Source organism: Streptomyces peucetius (assembly GCF_025854275.1).
Classification (GTDB): domain Bacteria; phylum Actinomycetota; class Actinomycetes; order Streptomycetales; family Streptomycetaceae; genus Streptomyces; species Streptomyces peucetius_A.
In genome coordinates, this window is the sequence record NZ_CP107567.1 from 1,472,249 (window position 1) to 1,492,432 (window position 20,184).

The following is a 20,184-nucleotide window of genomic DNA, read 5'->3' on the forward strand; positions in this document are numbered from 1 at the left end:
CAGGCAGTGGAGCGCGACGAGGTCTTCCCGTTGCCCGGTGCAATTGTTGAAATCCGTACCGGGTTGGCTCCGCGCCCACGCCTCCCCCGGTCCGCGGCAGCCAAACGGAAGTGTGACTCAGTTCACCTTCGGCATGTAGTGTCAGGGGCACCGGTCACGGGTTATGGGCCCGCTGTCGGTGCGGTGCGGCATCATCGTGCCCGTGACCCGACGCCTGATGCTCCTCGACACCGCTTCCCTCTACTTCCGGGCCTATTACGGGGTACCCGACTCCGTCCGGGCGCCCGACGGCACGCCGGTCAACGCGGTGCGAGGACTCCTCGACTTCATCGCGCGACTGGTCCAGGACCACCGCCCGGACGATCTGGTCGCCTGCTGGGACAACGACTGGCGGCCCCAGTGGCGTGTGGACCTCATCCCGTCGTACAAGGCACATCGCGTCGCCCAGGAGCACGAGCTCGGCCCGGACGATGAGCAGGTCCCCGACACCCTCACCCCGCAGGTCCCGATCATCGAGGCCGCCCTCGCGGCGTTCGGCATCGCCCGCGTCGGCGCCGAGGGGTACGAGGCGGACGACATCATCGGCACCCTCACCGCCCGCGCGACCGGCCCGGTCGACATCGTCACCGGCGACCGCGACCTGTTCCAGCTGGTCGACGACGCACGCGAGCGGCGTGTGCTGTATCCGCTCAAGGGCGTCGGAACGCTGCAGACCACGGACGAGGCGTGGCTGCGCGAGCGGTACGGGGTGGACGGGCCGGGCTACGTCGACCTGGCGCTGCTGCGCGGCGACCCGAGCGACGGGCTGCCCGGCGTTCCGGGCATCGGCGAGAAGACCGCGGCCAAGCTGCTCGACACGTACGGCGACCTGGACGGGATCATGGCCGCCGTCGGAGACCGCACGTCGAAGCTGACACCCACGCAGCGTCGGCGCCTGGACGAGGCACGGGCCTATCTCGCCGTCGCACCCAAGGTGGTGCGGGTCGCCACCGACGTGGCGCTGCCCGTCTTCGACGCGACACTGCCGGCCGCGCCGCGCGATCCGGTCGCCGTCGAGGAACTCGCGGGGCGGTGGGGGCTGGGCGGCGCGGTGGTGCGGCTGCTCAACGCACTGAAGCACTGAGGCGCCGAGGCTCGGGCCCGATGGATGTTAACTTAGGTAAGCCTAAGCAACCATCCTCGTCCAGGGAGCAGCACCGTGGCAGATCGAGCGGAACGACCGGCCCGCACGTCCCCGAAGGTCCACGAGGCGCAGGTGGTGCGCACCGAGCGGCTCACCCCGCACATGGTGCGGGTGGTGCTCGGGGGTGACGGGCTGGCCGCGTTCGACCTCGGCGGTTACACCGACCACTACGTCAAGCTGGTCTTCCCCGCCGAGGGCGTCACGTACCCGGAGCCGTTCGACATGGACCGGATCCGCGAGGAGCTGCCACGCGACCAGTGGCCCGCGAACCGGACCTACACGGTGCGGACCTGGGACGCCGCCCACCGCGAGCTGACCGTCGACTTCGTCGTCCACGGCGACGAGGGCCTCGCCGGCCCGTGGGCGGCCCGGGCCCGCGTCGGCGACACGATGCGGCTCCTCGGGCCCGGCGGTGGTTACGCCCCCTCCCCGGAGGCGGACTGGCACCTGCTGGCCGGCGACGAGAGCGCGCTGCCGGCGATCGCGGCGGCGATGGAACACATGCCGCCGGGCGCCGTCGTCCACGCCTTCGTGGAGGTCTCGGGCCCCGACGACGAGCAGAAGAGCGTCACTCCGGACGGCGCGGAGATCACCTGGCTCCACCGCGGCGACCGCCCGGTCGGCGAGGCACTCGTCGAGGCGGTGACGGCGCTGGACTTCCCTGAGGGGACGGTGTGCGCGTTCGTCCACGGCGAGGCGGCCTGCGTGAAGGAACTGCGCCGCCTGCTGCGTGTGGAACGCCAGATCCCCAAGGAGCAGCTCTCGATCTCGGGCTACTGGCGGCTGGGCAAGACGGACGAGGCGTGGCGCGCGGTGAAGCGGGAGTGGAACGAGCAGGTGGAGCGCGAGCAGGAGGGCGGCGCGGCGTGACGCGGTGACAGTGCGGGCCCGCATGCGCGGGGCCGTTCCCCTACCCGCCCCTTCCCGCTGTACCGATGTGCGGCTCCGCCGCGTGGCGGGGCAAGCCCCGGCCCCGTACCACGCTTCGCGCGGTGGCCTCGATCTCCCCCTACGGCCTGGCGGCAGTGGCAGTGCCCGCAGCCGGGCTGCTGTGCAGCCCCAGCCCGAAGTCGAGGCACTGGAGCGGATGCGCATCCCCGAGTCCTTCGACCCCCGCTCCTCAAAAGGCGTTCGGTTCGTCGACGTCCTCGACGCAACACGCTGCACGTCCTCCACCGAGCGAACGTCCTCCCGCGCCAGCCGGCGGACCCGGACAGCCGCACCAAAGATGCCGTCCGCGCCCGCGCAGGAGAGCATTGCCGGTGCGCGGCCACAGTCGGCCCGACCAACCGGGCGAGAGGTGCAGAACATGCCGGAACCCACGTCCAGAACACGTTTCATCGGTGAACTCTCTGCCGAGTTCGCAGGCACCATGATCCTCATTCTCTTCGGGTGCGGTGTCGTCGCACAGGTCGTCGCCGGTGGTGCGCTGACCGACGGGGCACTGGGTGACCACGACAGCATCGCCTGGGGCTGGGGTCTGGGCGTCGTTTTCGGCGTTTATGTGGCGGCGCGGGTCAGCGGCGCCCACATCAATCCCGCGGTCACCCTCGCGCTCGCGGCTTTCAAAGGCTTCCCATGGCGCAAGGTCCTGCCGTACGCCCTGGCACAGACGGCGGGCGCTTTCGTGGCCGCCCTGCTGGTGCGCTGGAACTACAGCGAGGTGCTGGCGCGGGCCGACCCCGGCCACACCGACAAGACGGAGATCGTCTTCTCCACCTTGCCGGGCAACGGCGTTCTCCCGATCAGCCAGTTCGGGGCCTTCCGTGACCAGATCATCGGCACCGCCCTGCTGGTGCTGCTGATCTTCGCGGTCACCGATCTGCTCAACACACCGCCGCGCGCGAATCTAGCCCCCTTCATCATCGGCCTGATCGTCGTCGTCATCGGCATGGCCTGGGGGACCAACGCCGGCTACGCGATCAACCCGGCCCGTGACCTCGGGCCCCGGCTGGCGGCGTTCCTGACGGGCTACGGAGGCGCTTGGCGTGATCAGTACGGCGACCTCTACTTCTGGGTGCCGATCGCCGGCCCCCTGATCGGTGGTCTGGTCGGTGCACTGTTCTACCGCCTGCTGATCAGCCGCTTCCTGCCCGTCGCCGAGCAGGAGCCCGGCCGGGTGCCCGCGCCGGACCAGTAAACCGGACGAGTGAGAGGCCAGCCATGCCCGAGTTCGTCGGTGCGGTGGACCAAGGCACCACCAGCACCCGTTTTATGATCTTCGACCACGACGGCAACGAGGTCGCACGCCACCAGCTCGAACACGAGCAGATCTTCCCGCGCTCCGGCTGGGTCGAACACGACCCCGTGGAGATCTGGGAACGCACGAACTCCACAATGCAGAACGCCATCCGCCAAGGCGCCCTGTCCGCCGCCGACCTGGCGGCCATAGGGATCACCAACCAGCGGGAGACCACGGTCATCTGGGATCCCAGCACCGGTCAGCCGCACTACAACGCGATCGTCTGGCAGGACACCCGCACCGACTCCATAGCCGCGGCACTGGAGCGCGAACACGGGGACCTCATCCGGCGCAAGACAGGGCTGCCCCCGGCGACGTACTTCTCCGGCGGGAAGATCAAGTGGATCCTGGAGAACGTCGACGGTGTCCGGGAGGCCGCCGAGAACGGCCGGGCCGTCTTCGGCAACACGGACGCCTGGGTCCTGTGGAACCTCACCGGCGGTCCGAACGGCGGCATCCACGCCACGGACGTCACCAACGCCAGCCGTACCATGCTGATGAACCTCCAGACCCTCGACTGGGACGACGAACTGCTCGACGTCTTCGGCATCCCACGCGCCATGCTCCCGGCCATCAATCCGTCCTCGCACCCGGAGGCGTTCGGGACCACCCGCACCACCCGTCCGCTGCGCACCGCCGTACCCATCACGGGCGTCCTCGGGGACCAGCAGGCGGCCACGGTCGGCCAGGTCTGCTTCCGCCCGGGCGAGGCCAAGAACACCTACGGCACCGGAAACTTCCTGGTCCTCAACACGGGCACGGAGATCGTCCGCTCCAGCAGTGGCCTGCTGACGACGCTGGCCTACCAGTTCGGGGACGCTCCGGCGGTGTACGCCCTGGAGGGATCCATCGCCGTCACCGGCTCCGCCGTCCAGTGGCTCCGCGACCAGATGCACATCATCAGCTCCTCTTCTGAGGTGGAGGCCCTGGCCAAGCAGGCGCAGGACAGCGGCGGCATCTACTTCGTACCGGCCTTCTCCGGCCTGTTCGCTCCATACTGGCGCTCCGATGCCCGGGGCGCGATCGTCGGCCTCGCTCGCTTCCACACCAACGCGCATCTGGCCAGGGCGACCCTGGAAGCCATCTGTTACCAGAGCCGCGACGTAGCCGAAGCGATGGCGCAGGACTCGGGCGTCGCACTCGACGTGCTGCGGGTCGACGGCGGCGTCACCGCCAACGACCTGTGCATGCAGATCCAGGCCGATGTCCTCGGCGTACCGGTCAGCCGCCCGGTCGTGGCCGAGACCACCGCGCTCGGCGCCGCCTACGCGGCGGGGCTTGCAACCGGCTTCTGGGAGAACACCGACGAGCTCCGCTCGCACTGGCACGAGTCGAAGCGGTGGGAGCCGCAGTGGAGCGAGGAGGAGCGGGAGAAGGGCTACGCGGGCTGGAAGAAGGCCGTGCAACGCAGTCTCGACTGGGTCGAGGTCGAATAGCCGGGACGGCGAGCGCCTGTGTGTTCGCCCCGGGCCTGCACTGCCTCAGCCCACCACACGAAAACGGTCCACCGACTCGAGGAGGCCCTCGCTGCGGCCGTCGACCTCGGCGGCGACACCGACACGGTGGCCGCCGTGACGGGCGCGCTCGCGGGCGCCGTGTACGGCATCGACGCGGTGCCCGCGCGGTGGACGGCACCGCTGCATGTGCCGCTGCCGGGGTTCGGCGACCGGGTGCTGCGCCTCGCGGAGCTCACCGATCTGGCCGTGGCACTGCGCCGTGGACAGTGCTTCCGCCCCGGCGGATGATGGAGCCAAAAGGGAAATTCACGGACGAAAGGCATGGATCACCATGTCCGAACACCCTGACTGCGCCCTGGTCCGCCGGGGCTACACGGCATTCGTCGCGGGTGACATGGACACCCTCGGTGAGCTGTTCACCGCCGACGCCGTCTTCCACGTCCCTGGTGATCACATCCTCTCCGGGCACCACAAGGGACGGGAAGCGATCATGGGCCTCTTCCGCCGCATCGGCGAGGAGACCGCCGGCACGATGCAGATCCAGATCGAGACGATCCTGGCCGATGGGCGCGGGCACGTCATGTCGTTCCACACCACGCGCGCGGACCGCGGCGACCGCGGTCTCGAGATGCGTGAAGGCCTGTTCTTCTCCATCGCGGGCGGGAAGATCACCGACATCGACGAGTGCGTCGAGGACATCGACGAACTGAACGCCTTCTGGAGGTGAGGGACGACCGGGCGACACGCTGCACGTCCTCCACCGAGCGAACGTCCTCCCGCGCCTGACCGACCGGGCCCCGGCCGCATGGACCGGGACCCGGTGATCGTCAGCCGACGGGAGCCGTGATCGTCAGCCGACCGAGCTGTACGCCACCACGCCCCGCAGCAGCGAGTCGACCGCCTTGCGGGCGTTTTTCGCGACGGTGCTGTTCTCCCGGGGCGCGGCCGCGGCGATCTGGCCGAGCACGTCGATGACCTGCTTGCACCAGCGCACGAAGTCGCCCGCGGGCATCCCCGCCTCGCGCAGCACCGCGTCGAGCCCCTTGTCGGAGGCCCATTCGTACGCGGCCCAGGCGAAACCGAGGTCCGGCTCCCGCTGTCCGACGCCCTCCGCCTGGTTGATCCTGAACTCCTCCTCCAAGGCGTCCAGCCGGCCCCAGATGCGGACCATCTCGCCCAGCGCGGCCTTCGCCTTCCCGGCGGGCACCTTGGGCGGCAGCGCGTCGTCCGACTGCCGCGCCTCGTACACCAACGCCGACACGCACGCGGCCAGTTCCGCAGGGCTCAGCCCCTCCCAGACCCGCTCGCGCAGGCACTCGCTGGCCAGCAGGTCCAGTTCGCCGTAGAGCCTGGCGAGGCGCTTGCCGTCCTCGGTGACCTCGTTGCCGCGGAGGTAGTCCATCTCCGTCAGCAGGGCGACGATCCGGTCGAAGGTCCGCGCGATGGTGTTCGTACGGCCCTCGATGCGGCGCTCCAGCTGCCGGGTGTCCCGCTGCAGCCGGTGGTAGCGCTCCGCCCAGCGGGCGTGGTCCTCGCGCTCGTCGCAGCCGTGGCAGGGGTGGGCCCGCAGTTCGGCGCGGAGCCTGGTGATCTCACGGTCGTCCGCCGCGGGGGACCGGCCCTTGCGGTGCCGCTCGGGCGCGATGTGCCCCGCCTTGGTGCGCAGCGCCGACGCGAGATCCCGACGCGACTGCGGTGAGCGGGGGTTGAAGGACTTGGGGATGCGCATCCGCTCCAGCGCCTCGACCGGCACCGGGAAGTCGATCGACGCCAGCCGCTTGACCTGACGCTCCGCGGTGAGCACCAGCGGGCGCGGCCCGTCGTGGTACTCGAAGCCTCGGTGGCCGCCCGTCCGCCCGGCGGGCAGTCCGGGATCGAGGACCAGCGCCAGACCGGCGAACTTGCCCGTCGGCACATGGATCACGTCGCCCTGCTTCAGCCGTTCCAGCGACGCGGCGGCGGCCGCGCGGCGCTGCGCGGCGCCCTGCTTGGCGAGTTCGGTCTCGCGGTCCTTGAGGTCGCGGCGCAGCCGCGCGTACTCCTCGAAGTCGCCGAGGTGGCAGGTCATGCCCTCGCGGTACCCCTGGAGGCCCTCCTCGTTGCGCTGCACCTGGCGGGAGATGCCCACCACCGACTTGTCGGCCTGGAACTGCGCGAACGACGTCTCCAGCAGCTCGCGCGAGCGGTGCCGGCCGAACTGCTGCACCAGATTGACCGCCATGTTGTACGACGGCTTGAAGCTGGAGCGCAGCGGGTAGGTCCGTGTGCCGGCGAGTCCGGCGAGCGCGCCCGGGTCCATGGCCCGCTGCCACAGGACCACCGCGTGGCCCTCGACGTCGATGCCTCGGCGCCCGGCGCGACCCGTCAACTGGGTGTACTCGCCGGGGGTGATGTCGGCGTGCTGCTCGCCGTTCCACTTGACGAGCTTCTCCAGCACCACGGAACGGGCGGGCATGTTGATGCCGAGCGCCAGCGTTTCCGTCGCGAACACGGCCTTCACCAGGCCGCGTACGAACAGTTCCTCGACGACCTCCTTGAAGGTCGGCAGCATGCCGGCGTGGTGGGCGGCGATGCCCCGCTCCAGACCTTCCAGCCACTCGTAGTAGCCGAGGACATGGAGGTCCTCCCCTGGGATGGAGGCGGTCCGCTCCTCGACGATCTCGCGCACCTTCGTGCGCGCCTCCTCGTCGTTGAGCCGCAGACCCGCGTAGAGGCACTGCTGCACGGCGGCCTCGCAGGCCGCGCGGCTGAAGATGAACGTGATCGCGGGCAGCAGACCCTCGGCGTCGAGCCGGTCGATGACCTCGGGCCGGCCGGGTGTCCAGATGCGGCTGCGCTGTCGCCGCTCGCGCTCCCGGTCCGCCTCCCGGACCATCTTGCCGCGGCGGCGGTCGCGCGGGTTGTACGCGCGGCTGCTCTCCATCCGGGCCAGCCGTACGAGATCGGGGTTGACCTCGCGGCGGGCGACACCGCGGCCGCCGTGGTCGCTCTCCTCCTCGAAGAGGTCGTACATCCGCCGCCCGGCCATGACGTGCTGCCACAGCGGGACGGGACGGTGCTCGGAGACGATGACCTCGGTGTCGCCGCGGACGGTGTCGAGCCAGTCGCCGAACTCCTCCGCGTTCGACACGGTCGCCGAGAGTGACACCAGTGTCACCGACTCGGGGAGATGGATGATCACTTCCTCCCACACCGCGCCCCGGAAGCGGTCGGAGAGGTAGTGCACCTCGTCCATGACGACATAGCCGAGACCCGTCAGCGCCTGGGAACCCGCGTACAGCATGTTGCGCAGCACCTCGGTCGTCATGACGACCACCGGCGCGCCGGCGTTGACGCTGTTGTCACCGGTCAGCAGGCCGACCTTCGCGGAGCCGTACCGCTTGACCAGGTCGGTGTACTTCTGGTTCGAGAGGGCCTTGATGGGCGTGGTGTAGAAGCACTTGCGGCCCTGCTCGAGGGCGAGATGCACGGCGAACTCGCCGACGATGGTCTTGCCCGAACCGGTGGGCGCGGCGACGAGCACGCCTTTGCCCGCCTCCAGGGCCTGGCATGCCTCGATCTGGAAGGGATCGAGATCGAAGTCGTACATCGCGCGGAAGGGGGCCAGCGCGGTGGCCTCCTCGGCGGCGCGGACGCGGGCGGCGGCATAGCGCTCTGCGGGAGAGAGATCCTCGGTCATCTTGTTCACGAGCCTACCCGCCGCCTCTGACAGTCAGTCGATCTTTAATCGGACGAGAGCATCCACCGCCGGGAGTACCCCGGGGGATCGTGCCGATACATGCGCGAGCGGGGCACGCCACCCCGGGCGTGCCCCGCTCGCGCATGTACCGGCCTGCCGGCCGTGCCTCAGGTGATGTCGTCGTAGCCGCCCTGACGGTGCGAGCGACCGCCGTCGGCCTCGCCGGTGGCCTGCTCGGGCAGTGCCCGGGCCGTGGTGGCGACCGGTTCCACCTCGCCGAGGGCCGCGGGGGTCAGGTCGAGGTCGGACGCCTCGTCGTCGCTCAGCTCGGCGTCGGGGTTGCGGCGGCGCCGGCGCAGGTCATTGAGCAGGGAGAAGCCGACTGCCATGAAGTACAGCAACGCCAGCGGACCAGCCAGCAGCAGCATCGAGAGAGGCTCTCCGCCAGGCGTCGCGATCGCGGAGAAGCCGGTCAAGCCGAGCACCATCGCCCGCCACCACGAGAGCATCCGCGTACCGCTGAGCACGCCGGTGATGTTGAGGAAGACGAGTAGCAGCGGGAGTTCGAAAGCCGCCCCGAACACGAGGATCATCCGCGTGATGAGATCAAGATAGTCGTCGAGCGGCAGGAGGTTCTGCGCGTTGTCGGGTGTGAAGCTGAGCATGATCTGTGCCGTTTGAGGCAAGATCGAGTAGGCCAGATACGCGCCGCCCGCGAAGAGCGGGACACCGGCTGCTACGAACGAGAGCGAATGACGTTTCTCGTTACGGTGCAGTCCAGGAGCGACGAACGCCCACAACTGGTAGAGCCATACCGGTGTCGCGATCAGGACACCGGCCATCAGGGACACCTTCAGGGTGATGGTGAACGGTGACAGCAAACCGTTCGTCGTCATGACCGCGCAGGGGCGACCGTCCTTGGTCTCCACCGCTCCGTTGACGCAACCGACCGACTCCAGGATCGGCCTCATCAGGAACTCGAAGATGTCCTTCTGGAAGAACGCGGCCACGACCACCGCGACAACGATGGCAAGAACTGACTTGAGCAACCGGTTCCGCAGCTCACGCAGGTGCTCCGCGAGTGGCATCCGCCCCTCGGCGTCCTTCTCCTGCTTGCGGACAGACTTGAGCAACCCACGTTCCTCGTTTCATGCGGCGGCACCGACGGGACTGTGTCAGCTCTGGGGCGTGCGGTTCTGCTCGTTCACCGGACGAGCCGTGGACACATCACCGGGAGCGGCCTGAATCGTACGCGGCGGGGTCTGCTCGCTGCTCTGCGGGTCCGCGGTGGGCTGGGCCGGGGTCGACGCTTCGTCGTCCTTCTTCATCGCCTTGGCCTCGCTCTTGAGGATGCGAGCCGACTTACCGAGAGAACGGGCCATGTCGGGCAGCTTCTTGGCGCCGAACAACAGCAGGATGACAACGATGATCAGAACGATCTCGAGGGGCTTCAGATTGCCGATCATGTGCGATTCCTTCTCACCGAGGCGGCTTGAGCGGGCTGCCCGGCGTCGGACACACGTCCGGCCACCGTGCTTACGGTGCGATCGTAACCCGCAGGGGTAAACAGGATGCAATGCCTGCGCAGACTCCACGGAACGACCCGACAGGGCAGTCGTGCCGCCACCAGCAGCGTACCGCCAGGGCCGATGGTGCAGGAGAGGGCGTGGGCGGTCTCCGTCGCCCGGCGGGGCGTTCGGTCAGCGCAGGGTCTCGCCGGCGCGGGCCAGGCCGGTGGCGGCCCGTTCCAGGTCCTCGGCGGCCCGGCCCACGCGTTCCGCGGTGCGGGCCACCTCGCGGCCCAGGCGCTGTGCCTCGATGAAGACCTTGATGCCGAGGATCCCGAGGACGGCGATCCCGAGAAAACCGAGGGCGATGGCGAGCATGGGCCAGAACATGCGCAGAGCCTAGACCGTTCCTGTAGCGGTTCCCGAGCGGGGCGTCACACGGTGGAGTGCAGGCGCAGGGTTCTGACCCCGCCGCCCGTGAGCAGTTCCACGATGCGTTCACCGGCCGGTTTGCGGACCGCGGAGCCGCACTCCGGGCAGGTGAAGGAGTAGAACGTGGTGCGGCGGCTGCCGCCGATGGCGAGGCGCAGGGCTCCGGCGGACAGCTCGAAGCGGCCCCGGCACTCGGGGCAGGCGGCCTTGAACAGCACCGGCCCGACACGGGCGGGGACCGGCGACATCGCGGGCATCTGCGGCATCACGGTCATGAGGCGCCGGCTCCCTGCGGCTGGGACTCCTGCCGCTCCTGCTCCTCGTACGCGGCCAGCGCGTCCCGCGCCGCCGTGCGGGCGCTGTCGGCGAGGTCCTGCGGCGACACGATCCGTCCGTCCCTGCCGAGCCGCAGCGCGAGGCGGCGCAGCGATGCGGGCGAGGGCGTACGCAGGGTGATGCGCAGACCGCCGTCGGGCAGTTCCTCCGCCCGGTCGTGCGGGTAGTACTCGGCGACCCAGCGTCCGCCGGGGGCGACCTCCACGACGACCTCGGGGTCGTCGGCGGACGGCTGCACCAGACCCTCGGAGAGGTCCCGCAGTTCGATCTCGGGCGGCGCGGCCGGCGCGTCGAGCAGCCGGATCTCCGCGACCCGGTCGAGCCGGAACGTGCGGCGCGCCTCGGAGAGGCGGCACCAGGCCTCCATGTAGGTGTGGCCGACGGCGAAGAGCCGGATCGGGTCCACCTCGCGCTCGGTGAGCTCGTCGCGCGCCGGCGAGTAGTACCGCAGCCACAGCCGCCGCCGTTCCGAGATCGCCCGGTCCACGTCGGCGAAGACCCCGCCCTCGGACTCGAAGGTCACCGAGAGGCGGGCGCTGGCGCCCGCCGCCTCACCGGCCGCGCCCTCCACCTTGGCCGTGGCCCGCAGCAGCGCCTCGCGGTCGCCCTCCCGCAGGCCGGGGAGCGTCGCGACGGCACGGGCGGCGACGAGCAGGGCGGTCGCCTCGTCGGCGGCCAGCCGCAGGGGCTCCGCGGTGGACTCGCCGGACGCGTCAGGGTTGCGCCACCAGATGCGCTCGCCGTCGGTGTCGATGTCCAGCAGGTCGCCGCCGCGGAAGCTGGTCCCGCACATGGGCAGCACGTCGAGGTCGGAGATCAGCTCGTCCTCGGTGATGCCGAAGGCGCGGGCGACGTCCGCGATGCGCGCGCCGGGGCGTTCGCGCAGATAGGTCACCAGCGACAGCATCCGCCGGGTCTGGTCGATGGCATTGGCCGCCATGGTCCGCGACTCCCCCTCAGCCCTTGGCCACGGCACGCAGCCGGTCGACCACGTCCGCCCGCAGGTCCGCGGGCTCCAGCACGACGACGTCCGGCCCGAACTCGACGAGCCAGGCGTCCAGACCGTGTCCGTACGGAATCTCCAACTCGTCCCACCCCTCGCCGAGTTCCCGTACGGCGGTGGCCCGCGAACGCAGCGGGTAGCCGCAGCCGGCCCGGAGCCGGATCAGGGCCGAGCGGGTCGCCGTCTCACCGGCCCAGCTCTCCACGGTCTCGCGGACTGTGACGACGTCGGGCACGGGCACGGTGAACGCCCCGGAACGGGAGGAACGGACCTTGCCGGTGATGCGGGAGAGCCGGAAGACCCGCTCGGCGCCCCGGTCCCGGTCGTGACCCGCGAGGTACCAGTGGCCGCGCCAGCATTCGAGCGTCCACGGTTCGACATGGCGCTGCTCGGGGCGGGCCGCGTTGGCCCTGCGGTAGTCGAAGAGGACGGGGCGCCGGTCACGGCAGGCGAGCATCAGCGGTTCGAAGGCCGCCTCGTGGACGGGGATGCGTGGTTCGAGAGCGCTGTGGTGGAGCTCGTACGTGTCCTCGGTCTCCGGCATCCCTGCCGCCCGCAGCTTCTGCAGGGCGCCGCTGGCGGCGCCGGCGAGCCTCGCCTGCTGCCACACCTTGGCGGCCAGGCCCAGTGCGGCGGCCTCCTCGGCGTCCAGGGTGATGGGCGGCAGCCGGTTGCTGTCCCGGCGCGCCAAGTAGCCGATGTCCCCGTCGAGGGACTCCACCGTCTCGATCACCAGGCCGAGTTCACGCAGATCGTCCTTGTCGCGCTCGAACATCCGGTTGAACGAGTCGTCGGAACCCGCTTCCAGGTACGCCTCGATGGACCCGCGCAGCTCGCGCTTGCTGAGCGGGCGCCTCGTCCCGAGCAGACACAGCGCCAGATTCATCAGCCGCTCGGCCTTGGCAATGGCCATCGACGCCCTTCACCTCTTTTTATGAAGTCCCTTACGCCCGTCGACCGTACCGCCCCGGGGTGTCCGGACAAAAGCGAGGGCCCGTGCCGTCAGGCACGGGCCCTCGCGTGGTCACCGGGTGATCAGCCTCAGACTCCGACCAGGTCGCAGACGAAGATCAGCGTCTCACCGGGGGCGATACGGCCGCCGCCGGCGCCGCGGTCCCCGTAGGCGAGGTGCGGGGGGATGGTCAGCTGGCGGCGCCCGCCGACCTTCATGCCCTGTACGCCCTGGTCCCAGCCGGAGATGACCTGGCCGGCGCCCAGCTGGAACTGCAGCGGGGTGCCGCGGTTCCACGAGGCGTCGAACTCCTCACCGGTGGAGAAGGCAACGCCCACGTAGTGGACGGAGACGGCGTCGCCCGCCTTCGCCACCGGGCCGTCGCCCTCCCAGATGTCCTTGATCTCCAGATCGGCCGGCGGCTCGCCGCCCGGGAAGTCGATCTCGGGCTTGTCGATGCTCACGGATGTTGCTCCTTGCGTTCTGTCTGCGATCAACCGGGACAGTCTCGCAGAATGTCCCGGCCCGCCTACTGAACGGCCAGGATGTCGACCGTGAAGACCAGGGTGGACTTCGCCGGGATGCCCTGCTGCTCCTGGTCGCCGTAGCCCATGTCCGGCGGGACGACGAGCAGCACGCGGCTGCCGGCCTTCTTGCCCTCCAGCCCCTTCTGCCAGCCCGGGATGACCTGCGCGAGCGGGAAGCTCACCGGCGCGTTGCCCCTGGCGTAGCTGCTGTCGAACTCCTTGCCGTCCTTCCACAGGACGCCCTGGTACTTCACGGAGAGCGTGTCCGTGGCCTTGACCGCGGGGCCGGTGCCCTCGATCACGTAGTTCGACACGAGCTTGGCCGGCGCGTCCTTCTTGGGGACGATCAGCGACGGCTTGTCACCGTCGGTGTTGGTGCCGACCTTGGGCAGGTCGATGTTGTCCTGGGCGACCTCGGTGCCCTTGGCGGACGTCGGCAGCGTGGTGCCCTTGACGATGTCCATGACGAACACCAGCGTGGAGTTGGCCGGGATGCTGCCCTGCTCCTGCGCGCCGTAGCCGAGGTCCGGCGGGATCGCCACCTCGAGACGGCTGCCGACCTTCTGGCCGTCGAGGGCCTGCTGCCAGCCCTCGATGACACCACCGCCGCCGAGCGTCACGGTGAACGGCTCGCCGCGGTCGAAGCTGTTGTCGAACGGCTCCTCGCCGTCCCACACCTGGCCCAGGTAGTCGACCTGGGCGACGTCGCCCTTCTTGAGGGTCTGGCCCTTGCCCTCGCTGACGACGTTGACCTTCAGGTCCTTGGGGGGCTCTCCCTCGCCCTTGGCGAGGGTCGGCTTCTCGCCGAACTTCGCACCCTCGGTGATCGAGGGAAGCCCCTTCGTCATCGAGGTGGAAGCGGAATCGGAGCCCTTGTCGTCGCCGCATGCCGCTGTCGTCAACAGCAGCAGGGGTACGACGAGCAGGCCGGCAAGTCGGCGCACGTGGTCCTCATGTCTCTAACGGCTCGGTGGATGCGGGACACTCTAGGCCGTGCCGAGGGCCCCGCACGAGAAACGGATGCTGCATCCGAGAAACGTACGGGGCCCGGGTGACGTTCCGACACACGTGCGACACGCCCGGAGGGACGCCGCCGGCCGCAAGATCACATGCCGGCGATGAGCTTCTCCACCCGGTCGTCGACCGACCGGAACGGGTCCTTGCACAGCACGGTGCGCTGCGCCTGGTCGTTGAGCTTGAGGTGCACCCAGTCGACGGTGAAGTCCCTCCGCTGTTCCTGCGCCCGCCGGATGAAGTCGCCACGCAGCCGCGCCCTGGTGGTCTGCGGGGGCACCGACTTGCCCTCGAAGATCTTCAGGTCGTTGCAGATGCGGGCGGCCTGGCCCTTCTTCTCCAGCAGGTAGTACAGCCCGCGCCGGCGGTGGATGTCGTGGTACGCGAGGTCTATCTGCGCCACTCGGGGGTGCGACATCGACATGTTGTGCTTGGTGCGGTACCGCTCCAGCAGCTTGTACTTCATGACCCAGTCGATCTCGGTGTCGATCCGGTCGAGGTCCTCCTGCTCGATCGCGTCCAGCGTGCGGCCCCACAGCTCCAGGACCTGCTCGACGGTGCCGGTGCGGATGCCGCGCCGGTCGACGAAGTCGACGGCCTTCTCGTAGTACTCGCGCTGCACCTCGAGCGCGGACGCCTCCCGGCCGCTGGCCAGGCGCACCTTGCGCTGGCCCGTTATGTCGTGGCTGACCTCTCGGATGGCCCGGATCGGGTTCTCCAGGGTGAGATCACGCATGACGGTGCCCGCCTCGATCATGCGCAGCACCAGGTCGGTCGCGCCGACCTTCAGCAGCATCGTCGTCTCCGACATGTTGGAGTCGCCGACGATGACGTGGAGCCGGCGGTACCGCTCGGCGTCCGCGTGCGGTTCGTCACGGGTGTTGATGATGGGGCGCGAGCGGGTGGTGGCGGAGCTGACGCCCTCCCAGATGTGCTCCGCTCGCTGGCTGACGCAGTAGACCGCCCCGCGGGGCGTCTGCAGCACCTTTCCCGCACCGCAGATCAGCTGCCTGGTGACCAGGAACGGAATGAGGATGTCGGCCAGCCGCGAGAACTCGCCGTGCCGCGCGACGAGATAGTTCTCGTGGCAGCCGTAGGAGTTTCCCGCCGAGTCGGTGTTGTTCTTGAAGAGATAGACGTCGCCCGCGATTCCCTCCTCGTGCAGGCGGCGTTCGGCGTCGACGAGAAGGCCTTCGAGAATGCGCTCGCCGGCCTTGTCGTGCGTGACCAGCTCGGTCACATTGTCGCATTCGGGTGTTGCATATTCCGGATGCGAACCCACGTCGAGGTACAGGCGGGCGCCGTTCCGCAGAAAGACATTGCTGCTGCGGCCCCATGACACGACACGGCGGAAGAGGTAGCGCGCCACTTCGTCAGGTGACAGTCGGCGCTGTCCCCTGAACGTGCACGTGACGCCGTACTCGTTCTCCAGCCCGAAAATGCGGCGGTCCATGTCTGAACATTACGCCTCAGGGCCTGAGCTGAAACCGGGTTGGGCAGCCCCGTTTCGATCATTTTCCGATGAGTGGCCGCCGGCGTGCGGCCCGGAACCCGTGATGTCCTCGGTGCGGCCGGGAACCGCGAGCACCCGCTGAGTGGTCGTCAGAACCAGCAGCGCGGCGATTCCTCCGGCCCCCGCGACGGCGAAACTCCACGCCGTACCGCCGATCTCGACCGCCGGGCCCGCTACGGCCGTGCCGACGGCGGCTCCGACACCGAAGGTGGTCACCAGCCAGGAGAACGCCTCGGTGACCGTGCCGCGCGGCGCGTGCCGGTCCACGACGATGAACGCGCAGGCGATCGCCGGTGCCAGGAAGACGCCGGCGAGTGCCGACAGCGCCGTCATCGCCACCACACCGGGCGTGAGGACCAGGGGGAGGTAGCCGGCGGCCAGCAGCGCCACGATGATCCGCAGCCGCCGCTCCGGAGCCCCGGCCCACTGGCGGGCCCCGTACGCGGTGCCGCCGATGAGGGCGCCGAGGCCGAGCGCGGCCATCAGCCAGCCGTACACGGACTCGCGCCCGTGGTCGTCGGCATAGGCCACCCCCGCGACCGTGATCGAACCGAGGGCGAGACCGACGAAGAAGAACGCGCCGAGGAGCGCGAGCAGGCCCGACGAGCGCAGCGCGCCCAGCCAGTGCGCCTCGCGCGGCGCGGAGCGCCAGGCGCGGGACGGCTCGGACAGTACGACCGACAGGGCGCCCACGACCCCTATGGCGTTGATCACGAGCAGCGCGGCTGCGGGCGACCAGAGCGAGACGAGCAGCGTCACCAGCAGCGGTCCGACGGTGAACATGATCTCCTGGGCCACCGCGTCCATGGCGTAGGCCCGGTGCACCCGGTCCTCGCGCCCCAGCACACTGGGCCACAGGGCGCGCAGGCCGCCCTCGAGCGGCGGGGTGAACAGTCCGGCGACGGTCACGGCGGCGTACGCGACGACCAGCGATCCCGTGCCGGCCGCGGCGAGCAGGAACATGCCGAGTGCGGAGACGACGGCGGCCGGCAGCTGCACCCTCGGCTGCCCGTACAGGTCGACGGCCCGGCCCAGCAGCGGCTGGCCGACGGCGGTGGCCAGGCCGTACACGGCGGCGAGCGCTCCGGCGAGGGTGTAGCTGCCGCCCTCGGCGCGGGTGAAGAGCACGATGGCGATGTGGGCCGTCGCGTTGGGCAGCCGCCCGACGAGGGTGCCGGTGAGCAGCCGTGCGGCGTGCGGCGCCTTGAGGATGTCTGCGTACCCGGCGGCCATGCCGTCCCCTCTCCCCCGTCTCCCGGCTTCGGACTCCAGGGCGAAGTTTTACGTATAACGTGACGGCCCATACGTACCATGTCGACAGCCCGCGGGTCCACAGCGCCGCCGCCCCGGGCTCCCGTGACACCCCGACGGGCGGCCGAGGACGGGAGCAGATGGCACACCGGGCCCAGCAGGACCGTCCCCCCGCCGCCGGAGCGGACACCAACCGCCCCACCAGCAGGGACGTCGCCCGCGCCGCCGGCGTCTCCCAGGCCACCGTCTCCCTCGTGCTCGGCGACAAGTGGCGGGGCCGGGTCTCGGAGCGGACCGCCGCCGTGGTCCGCGACGCGGCCCGGGAACTGGGCTACCGGCCCAATCTCGCCGCCCGCAGCCTCCGCCTCGGCCGCACCAGGACCGCGCTCCTCGTCGTCCCGGCCCTCACCAACGACTTCTTCGCCCGCGTCTACACGGGAGCAGCCGCCGTCGCCGCACAGCACGGCTTCGGCGTCGTCCTCTATCCCTCCCCGGAGGGCGTCGGCCCCGCCAGGGACCCCTTCGCCTCCGCCCGCGCCGCCCTGGACGGCGTAATCGCCTCCTCGATGGCCGCCCAGGCCCTCACCGCCATCCGTGGCACCGACCTGCCTCTGGTCATGCTCGACAGCGACCCGGCGGACACCGGCGCCGCCGCCCACGTCAACCTCGACATCGCCGACGGCATGCGCCAGGTCGCCGATCATCTGCTCGCGCTCGGCCACCGGCGGATCGTGCACCTGGCCTCTGCCGTCGCCTCCTGGACCTTCGACGTACGCGCCCGCGCGCTGCGCACCGCGACGGACGGGGTCACCGGTACGCAGCTGCGCACCGTCACCGCTCCGCTCGACGTGGACAGCGGCCGGGAGGCCGCCGTGCGGGCGCTGACCGCACCGGGGACCCGCCCCACGGCCATCGTCTGCGACGACGACATCCTCGCCGCCGGAGCCTGCAAGGCCGCCCGCCGGCTCGGTCTGCGCATCCCCGAGGACGTCACCGTCACCGGCTTCGACGACCTCGCCCTCGCCACCGCCGTCGAGCCGGAGCTCACCACCGTCCGGCTGCCTGCGGAACAGGTCGGCGAGCGCGGCATGACCGCGCTGCTCGACCTCCTCGACGACCGGCGCCCCGAGGAGGGCAGCCTGCCCGTCGAACTCGTCGTACGGGGCTCCTCGGCGCCGCCGCCGGCCTGACCGCCGGCCGGACACGGCTGCGCCCCGGGCCGCACGGGCGGTCCGGGGCGCAGCCGTCGATCAGCCGGGCTACTCCGGTTTCTCCGGGCTGTCCGGGGTGCTGGTTCCAGGGGTGCTGGTTCCCGGGGTGCCGGTCCCCGGGGTGCCACCGGCCTCGTCGGTCTCCTCGTCGGACGGCGCGTCCGTGGGCGTGGAGGCAGCGCCGTCGGCCTCCAGCAGCCGAGCCAGCTGCCGCCCCACGATCCGCTTGAACTTCCGCTGCTGGGGCCGCGTACGGTCCAGCACCGCGACCTCCAGGCGCTCTGCCGGGATCTCACGGTCGCTGCCGTTCGACTGGCTGGAAAGCGCCTGCACGGCCAGCTTCAGCGCCTCCGCCAGCGACATGCCGTCGCGGTGACGCTGGTCGAGGAAGCCGCTGATCTGCTCCGAGTTGCCGCCGACCGCGACCGAGCCGTGCTCGTCCACGATCGAACCGTCGTGCGGCAGCCGGTAGATCTGGTCGCCCTCCGGGGAGACGCCGACCTCGGCGACCACCAGCTCCACCTCGTACGGCTTCTCACCGGCGCTGGAGAAGATCGTGCCCAGGGTCTGCGCGTACACGTTCGCCAGGCCGCGGGCCGTCACATCGTCGCGGTCGTAGGTGTAGCCGCGCAGGTCCGCGTAGCGCACGCCGCCGATGCGGAGGTTCTCGTACTCGTTGTACTTACCGGCGGCGGCGAAGCCGATCCGGTCGTAGATCTCGCTGAACTTGTGCAGGGCACGGGACGGGTTCTCGCCGACGAAGACGATGCCGTCGGCGTACTGCAGCACGACCAGGCTGCGGCCGCGGGCGATGCCCTTGCGGGCGTACTCCGCCCGGTCGGCCATGGCCTGCTGGGGTGAGACATAGAACGGCGTCGACACCGGCTATCCGTCCCTTTCTGTCTGAGGCGAGTACATCAGAGCCGTCACCGTCACAGGAGCGCGGCGCGCGGACCGTCGGGCTGGGTGAGGCGGCCCTCGAGGATCGAACGCGCGATCTCGGAGGTCTCCGCCTCGGTGAGCCGGCGGAAGCCCTCGTCCGTGATGACGGTGACGATCGGATAGATGCGCCGGGCCACGTCCGGCCCGCCGGTTGCCGAGTCGTCGTCCGCCGCGTCGTACAGCGCCTGGATCACCAGCGTGGTGGCCTGCTGCTCGGTGAGGTCCTCGTGGTAGAGCTTCTTCATCGCCCCGCGCGCGAAGATCGAGCCCGAGCCGGTCGCCGCGAACCCGTGCTCCTCCGAGCGGCCGCCCGTCACGTCGTACGAGAAGATGCGGCCCTTCTCGCGGTCGATGTCGTAGCCGGCGAAGAGCGGGACGACGGCGAGCCCCTGCATCGCCATGCCGAGGTTGCTGCGGATCATCGTGGAGAGGCGGTTCGCCTTGCCCTCCAGGGAGAGCTGGACGCCCTCGACCTTCTCGAAGTGCTCCAGCTCCAGCTGGAACAGCTTGACCATCTCCACCGCCAGGCCCGCGGTGCCCGCGATGCCCACCGCCGAGTACTCGTCGGCCGGGAAGACCTTCTCGATGTCGCGCTGGGCGATCATGTTCCCCATCGTCGCCCGCCGGTCACCGGCGAGCACCACACCACCCGGGAACGTGGTGGCGACGATCGTCGTCCCGTGCGGCGCCTCGATGGCCCCCTGCAGCGGCGGCAGGACACGCTTGCCGGGCAGCAGGTCGGGTGAGTGGTCGCCCAGGAAGTCCATGAACGACGAGGACCCGGGCGTCAGGAAGGCTGCCGGCAGACGCCCGGTGCTACGAGGGTTGGCTTCCACGCGTTTCCTTCCGGATTGACGGCGGCCCGCCGCATCACGCGCGGGCCGATCTTTCGAGCTGTGCACGGACCTTACCCGCGCCGTCGCCGGTCATCCGC

Annotated in this window: 19 protein-coding genes and 1 pseudogene; 7 read left to right on the plus strand and 13 right to left on the minus strand. The window is 70.2% G+C overall.

Annotated elements, in window-relative coordinates:
• Positions 1–163 precede the first annotated feature (163 nt).
• From OGH68_RS06780 to OGH68_RS06805, 6 genes and pseudogenes are all read left to right on the plus strand, one after another.
• Positions 164–1,123, plus strand: a complete 960-nt coding sequence (locus OGH68_RS06780; protein WP_413470944.1) for a 5'-3' exonuclease — start codon at positions 164–166, stop codon at positions 1,121–1,123.
• Between the two features lie 75 nt (positions 1,124–1,198).
• Positions 1,199–2,053, plus strand: a complete 855-nt coding sequence (locus OGH68_RS06785; protein WP_264242412.1) for a siderophore-interacting protein — start codon at positions 1,199–1,201, stop codon at positions 2,051–2,053.
• Between the two features lie 439 nt (positions 2,054–2,492).
• Entirely contained in the window at positions 2,493–3,323 is an 831-nt protein-coding gene (locus tag OGH68_RS06790; protein ID WP_264242413.1) for an MIP/aquaporin family protein, read from the plus strand.
• 23 nt (positions 3,324–3,346) lie between these two features.
• The gene (gene glpK / locus OGH68_RS06795; protein ID WP_264242414.1) at positions 3,347–4,861 is read left to right on the plus strand and encodes a glycerol kinase GlpK; all 1,515 of its coding nucleotides are present in this window, start codon (positions 3,347–3,349) and stop codon (positions 4,859–4,861) included.
• Positions 4,862–4,939: 78 nt separating this feature from the next.
• Positions 4,940–5,170: pseudogene (locus OGH68_RS06800) on the plus strand (ADP-ribosylglycohydrolase family protein); the annotation flags it as partial.
• A gap of 43 nt (positions 5,171–5,213) precedes the next feature.
• Positions 5,214–5,609, plus strand: a complete 396-nt coding sequence (locus tag OGH68_RS06805) for a nuclear transport factor 2 family protein (protein ID WP_264242415.1) — start codon at positions 5,214–5,216, stop codon at positions 5,607–5,609.
• Positions 5,610–5,732: 123 nt separating this feature from the next.
• Here the strand turns inward: OGH68_RS06805 and OGH68_RS06810 are convergent, their stop codons facing one another.
• The 11 genes from OGH68_RS06810 to OGH68_RS06860 form a co-directional block, all read right to left on the minus strand.
• Positions 5,733–8,561, minus strand: a complete 2,829-nt coding sequence (locus OGH68_RS06810; protein ID WP_264242416.1) for a DEAD/DEAH box helicase — start codon at positions 8,559–8,561, stop codon at positions 5,733–5,735.
• 167 nt (positions 8,562–8,728) lie between these two features.
• Positions 8,729–9,694: a twin-arginine translocase subunit TatC gene (gene tatC / locus OGH68_RS06815; RefSeq protein ID WP_264242417.1), complete on the minus strand. Its 966-nt coding sequence runs from the start codon at positions 9,692–9,694 to the stop codon at positions 8,729–8,731.
• Positions 9,695–9,736: 42 nt separating this feature from the next.
• A complete protein-coding gene (gene tatA, locus OGH68_RS06820) occupies positions 9,737–10,027 on the minus strand; it encodes a Sec-independent protein translocase subunit TatA (protein ID WP_264242418.1) in 291 nt (96 codons plus the stop codon).
• A gap of 234 nt (positions 10,028–10,261) precedes the next feature.
• The gene (locus tag OGH68_RS06825) at positions 10,262–10,459 is read right to left on the minus strand and encodes a hypothetical protein (RefSeq protein ID WP_264242419.1); all 198 of its coding nucleotides are present in this window, start codon (positions 10,457–10,459) and stop codon (positions 10,262–10,264) included.
• 44 nt (positions 10,460–10,503) lie between these two features.
• Positions 10,504–10,776 (minus strand): hypothetical protein, encoded by a 273-nt coding sequence (locus tag OGH68_RS06830; RefSeq protein WP_413470945.1) that lies wholly within the window; start codon positions 10,774–10,776, stop codon positions 10,504–10,506.
• Complete coding sequence (locus OGH68_RS06835; RefSeq protein WP_264242420.1) at positions 10,773–11,777, minus strand: helix-turn-helix transcriptional regulator; 1,005 nt, start codon at positions 11,775–11,777, stop codon at positions 10,773–10,775. The genes OGH68_RS06830 and OGH68_RS06835 overlap by 4 nt, the downstream gene beginning before the upstream one ends.
• A gap of 16 nt (positions 11,778–11,793) precedes the next feature.
• Positions 11,794–12,753 (minus strand): helix-turn-helix transcriptional regulator, encoded by a 960-nt coding sequence (locus OGH68_RS06840; RefSeq protein WP_264242421.1) that lies wholly within the window; start codon positions 12,751–12,753, stop codon positions 11,794–11,796.
• A gap of 128 nt (positions 12,754–12,881) precedes the next feature.
• Positions 12,882–13,256 carry an FKBP-type peptidyl-prolyl cis-trans isomerase gene (locus OGH68_RS06845; protein WP_264242422.1) on the minus strand — a complete coding sequence of 125 codons (375 nt, stop codon included), beginning with the start codon at positions 13,254–13,256 and terminating at the stop codon, positions 12,882–12,884.
• A 65-nt stretch (positions 13,257–13,321) separates the two neighbouring features.
• The gene (locus OGH68_RS06850) at positions 13,322–14,263 is read right to left on the minus strand and encodes an FKBP-type peptidyl-prolyl cis-trans isomerase (RefSeq protein ID WP_264242423.1); all 942 of its coding nucleotides are present in this window, start codon (positions 14,261–14,263) and stop codon (positions 13,322–13,324) included.
• A 161-nt stretch (positions 14,264–14,424) separates the two neighbouring features.
• Entirely contained in the window at positions 14,425–15,786 is a 1,362-nt protein-coding gene (pafA, locus tag OGH68_RS06855; RefSeq protein WP_264242424.1) for a Pup--protein ligase, read from the minus strand.
• 9 nt (positions 15,787–15,795) lie between these two features.
• Positions 15,796–17,079, minus strand: a complete 1,284-nt coding sequence (locus tag OGH68_RS06860; protein ID WP_264242425.1) for an MFS transporter — start codon at positions 17,077–17,079, stop codon at positions 15,796–15,798.
• A 158-nt stretch (positions 17,080–17,237) separates the two neighbouring features.
• Between OGH68_RS06860 and OGH68_RS06865 the strand changes: the two genes are divergently transcribed.
• Complete coding sequence (locus OGH68_RS06865) at positions 17,238–18,287, plus strand: LacI family DNA-binding transcriptional regulator (protein ID WP_264242426.1); 1,050 nt, start codon at positions 17,238–17,240, stop codon at positions 18,285–18,287.
• A gap of 69 nt (positions 18,288–18,356) precedes the next feature.
• On the opposite strand, the gene prcA is transcribed toward OGH68_RS06865, so the two are convergent.
• Both prcA and prcB read right to left on the minus strand, forming a co-directional pair.
• The gene (gene prcA, locus OGH68_RS06870) at positions 18,357–19,190 is read right to left on the minus strand and encodes a proteasome subunit alpha (RefSeq protein ID WP_264242427.1); all 834 of its coding nucleotides are present in this window, start codon (positions 19,188–19,190) and stop codon (positions 18,357–18,359) included.
• 50 nt (positions 19,191–19,240) lie between these two features.
• Positions 19,241–20,086: a proteasome subunit beta gene (prcB, locus tag OGH68_RS06875; protein WP_264242428.1), complete on the minus strand. Its 846-nt coding sequence runs from the start codon at positions 20,084–20,086 to the stop codon at positions 19,241–19,243.
• Between the last annotated feature and the right edge of the window lie 98 nt (positions 20,087–20,184).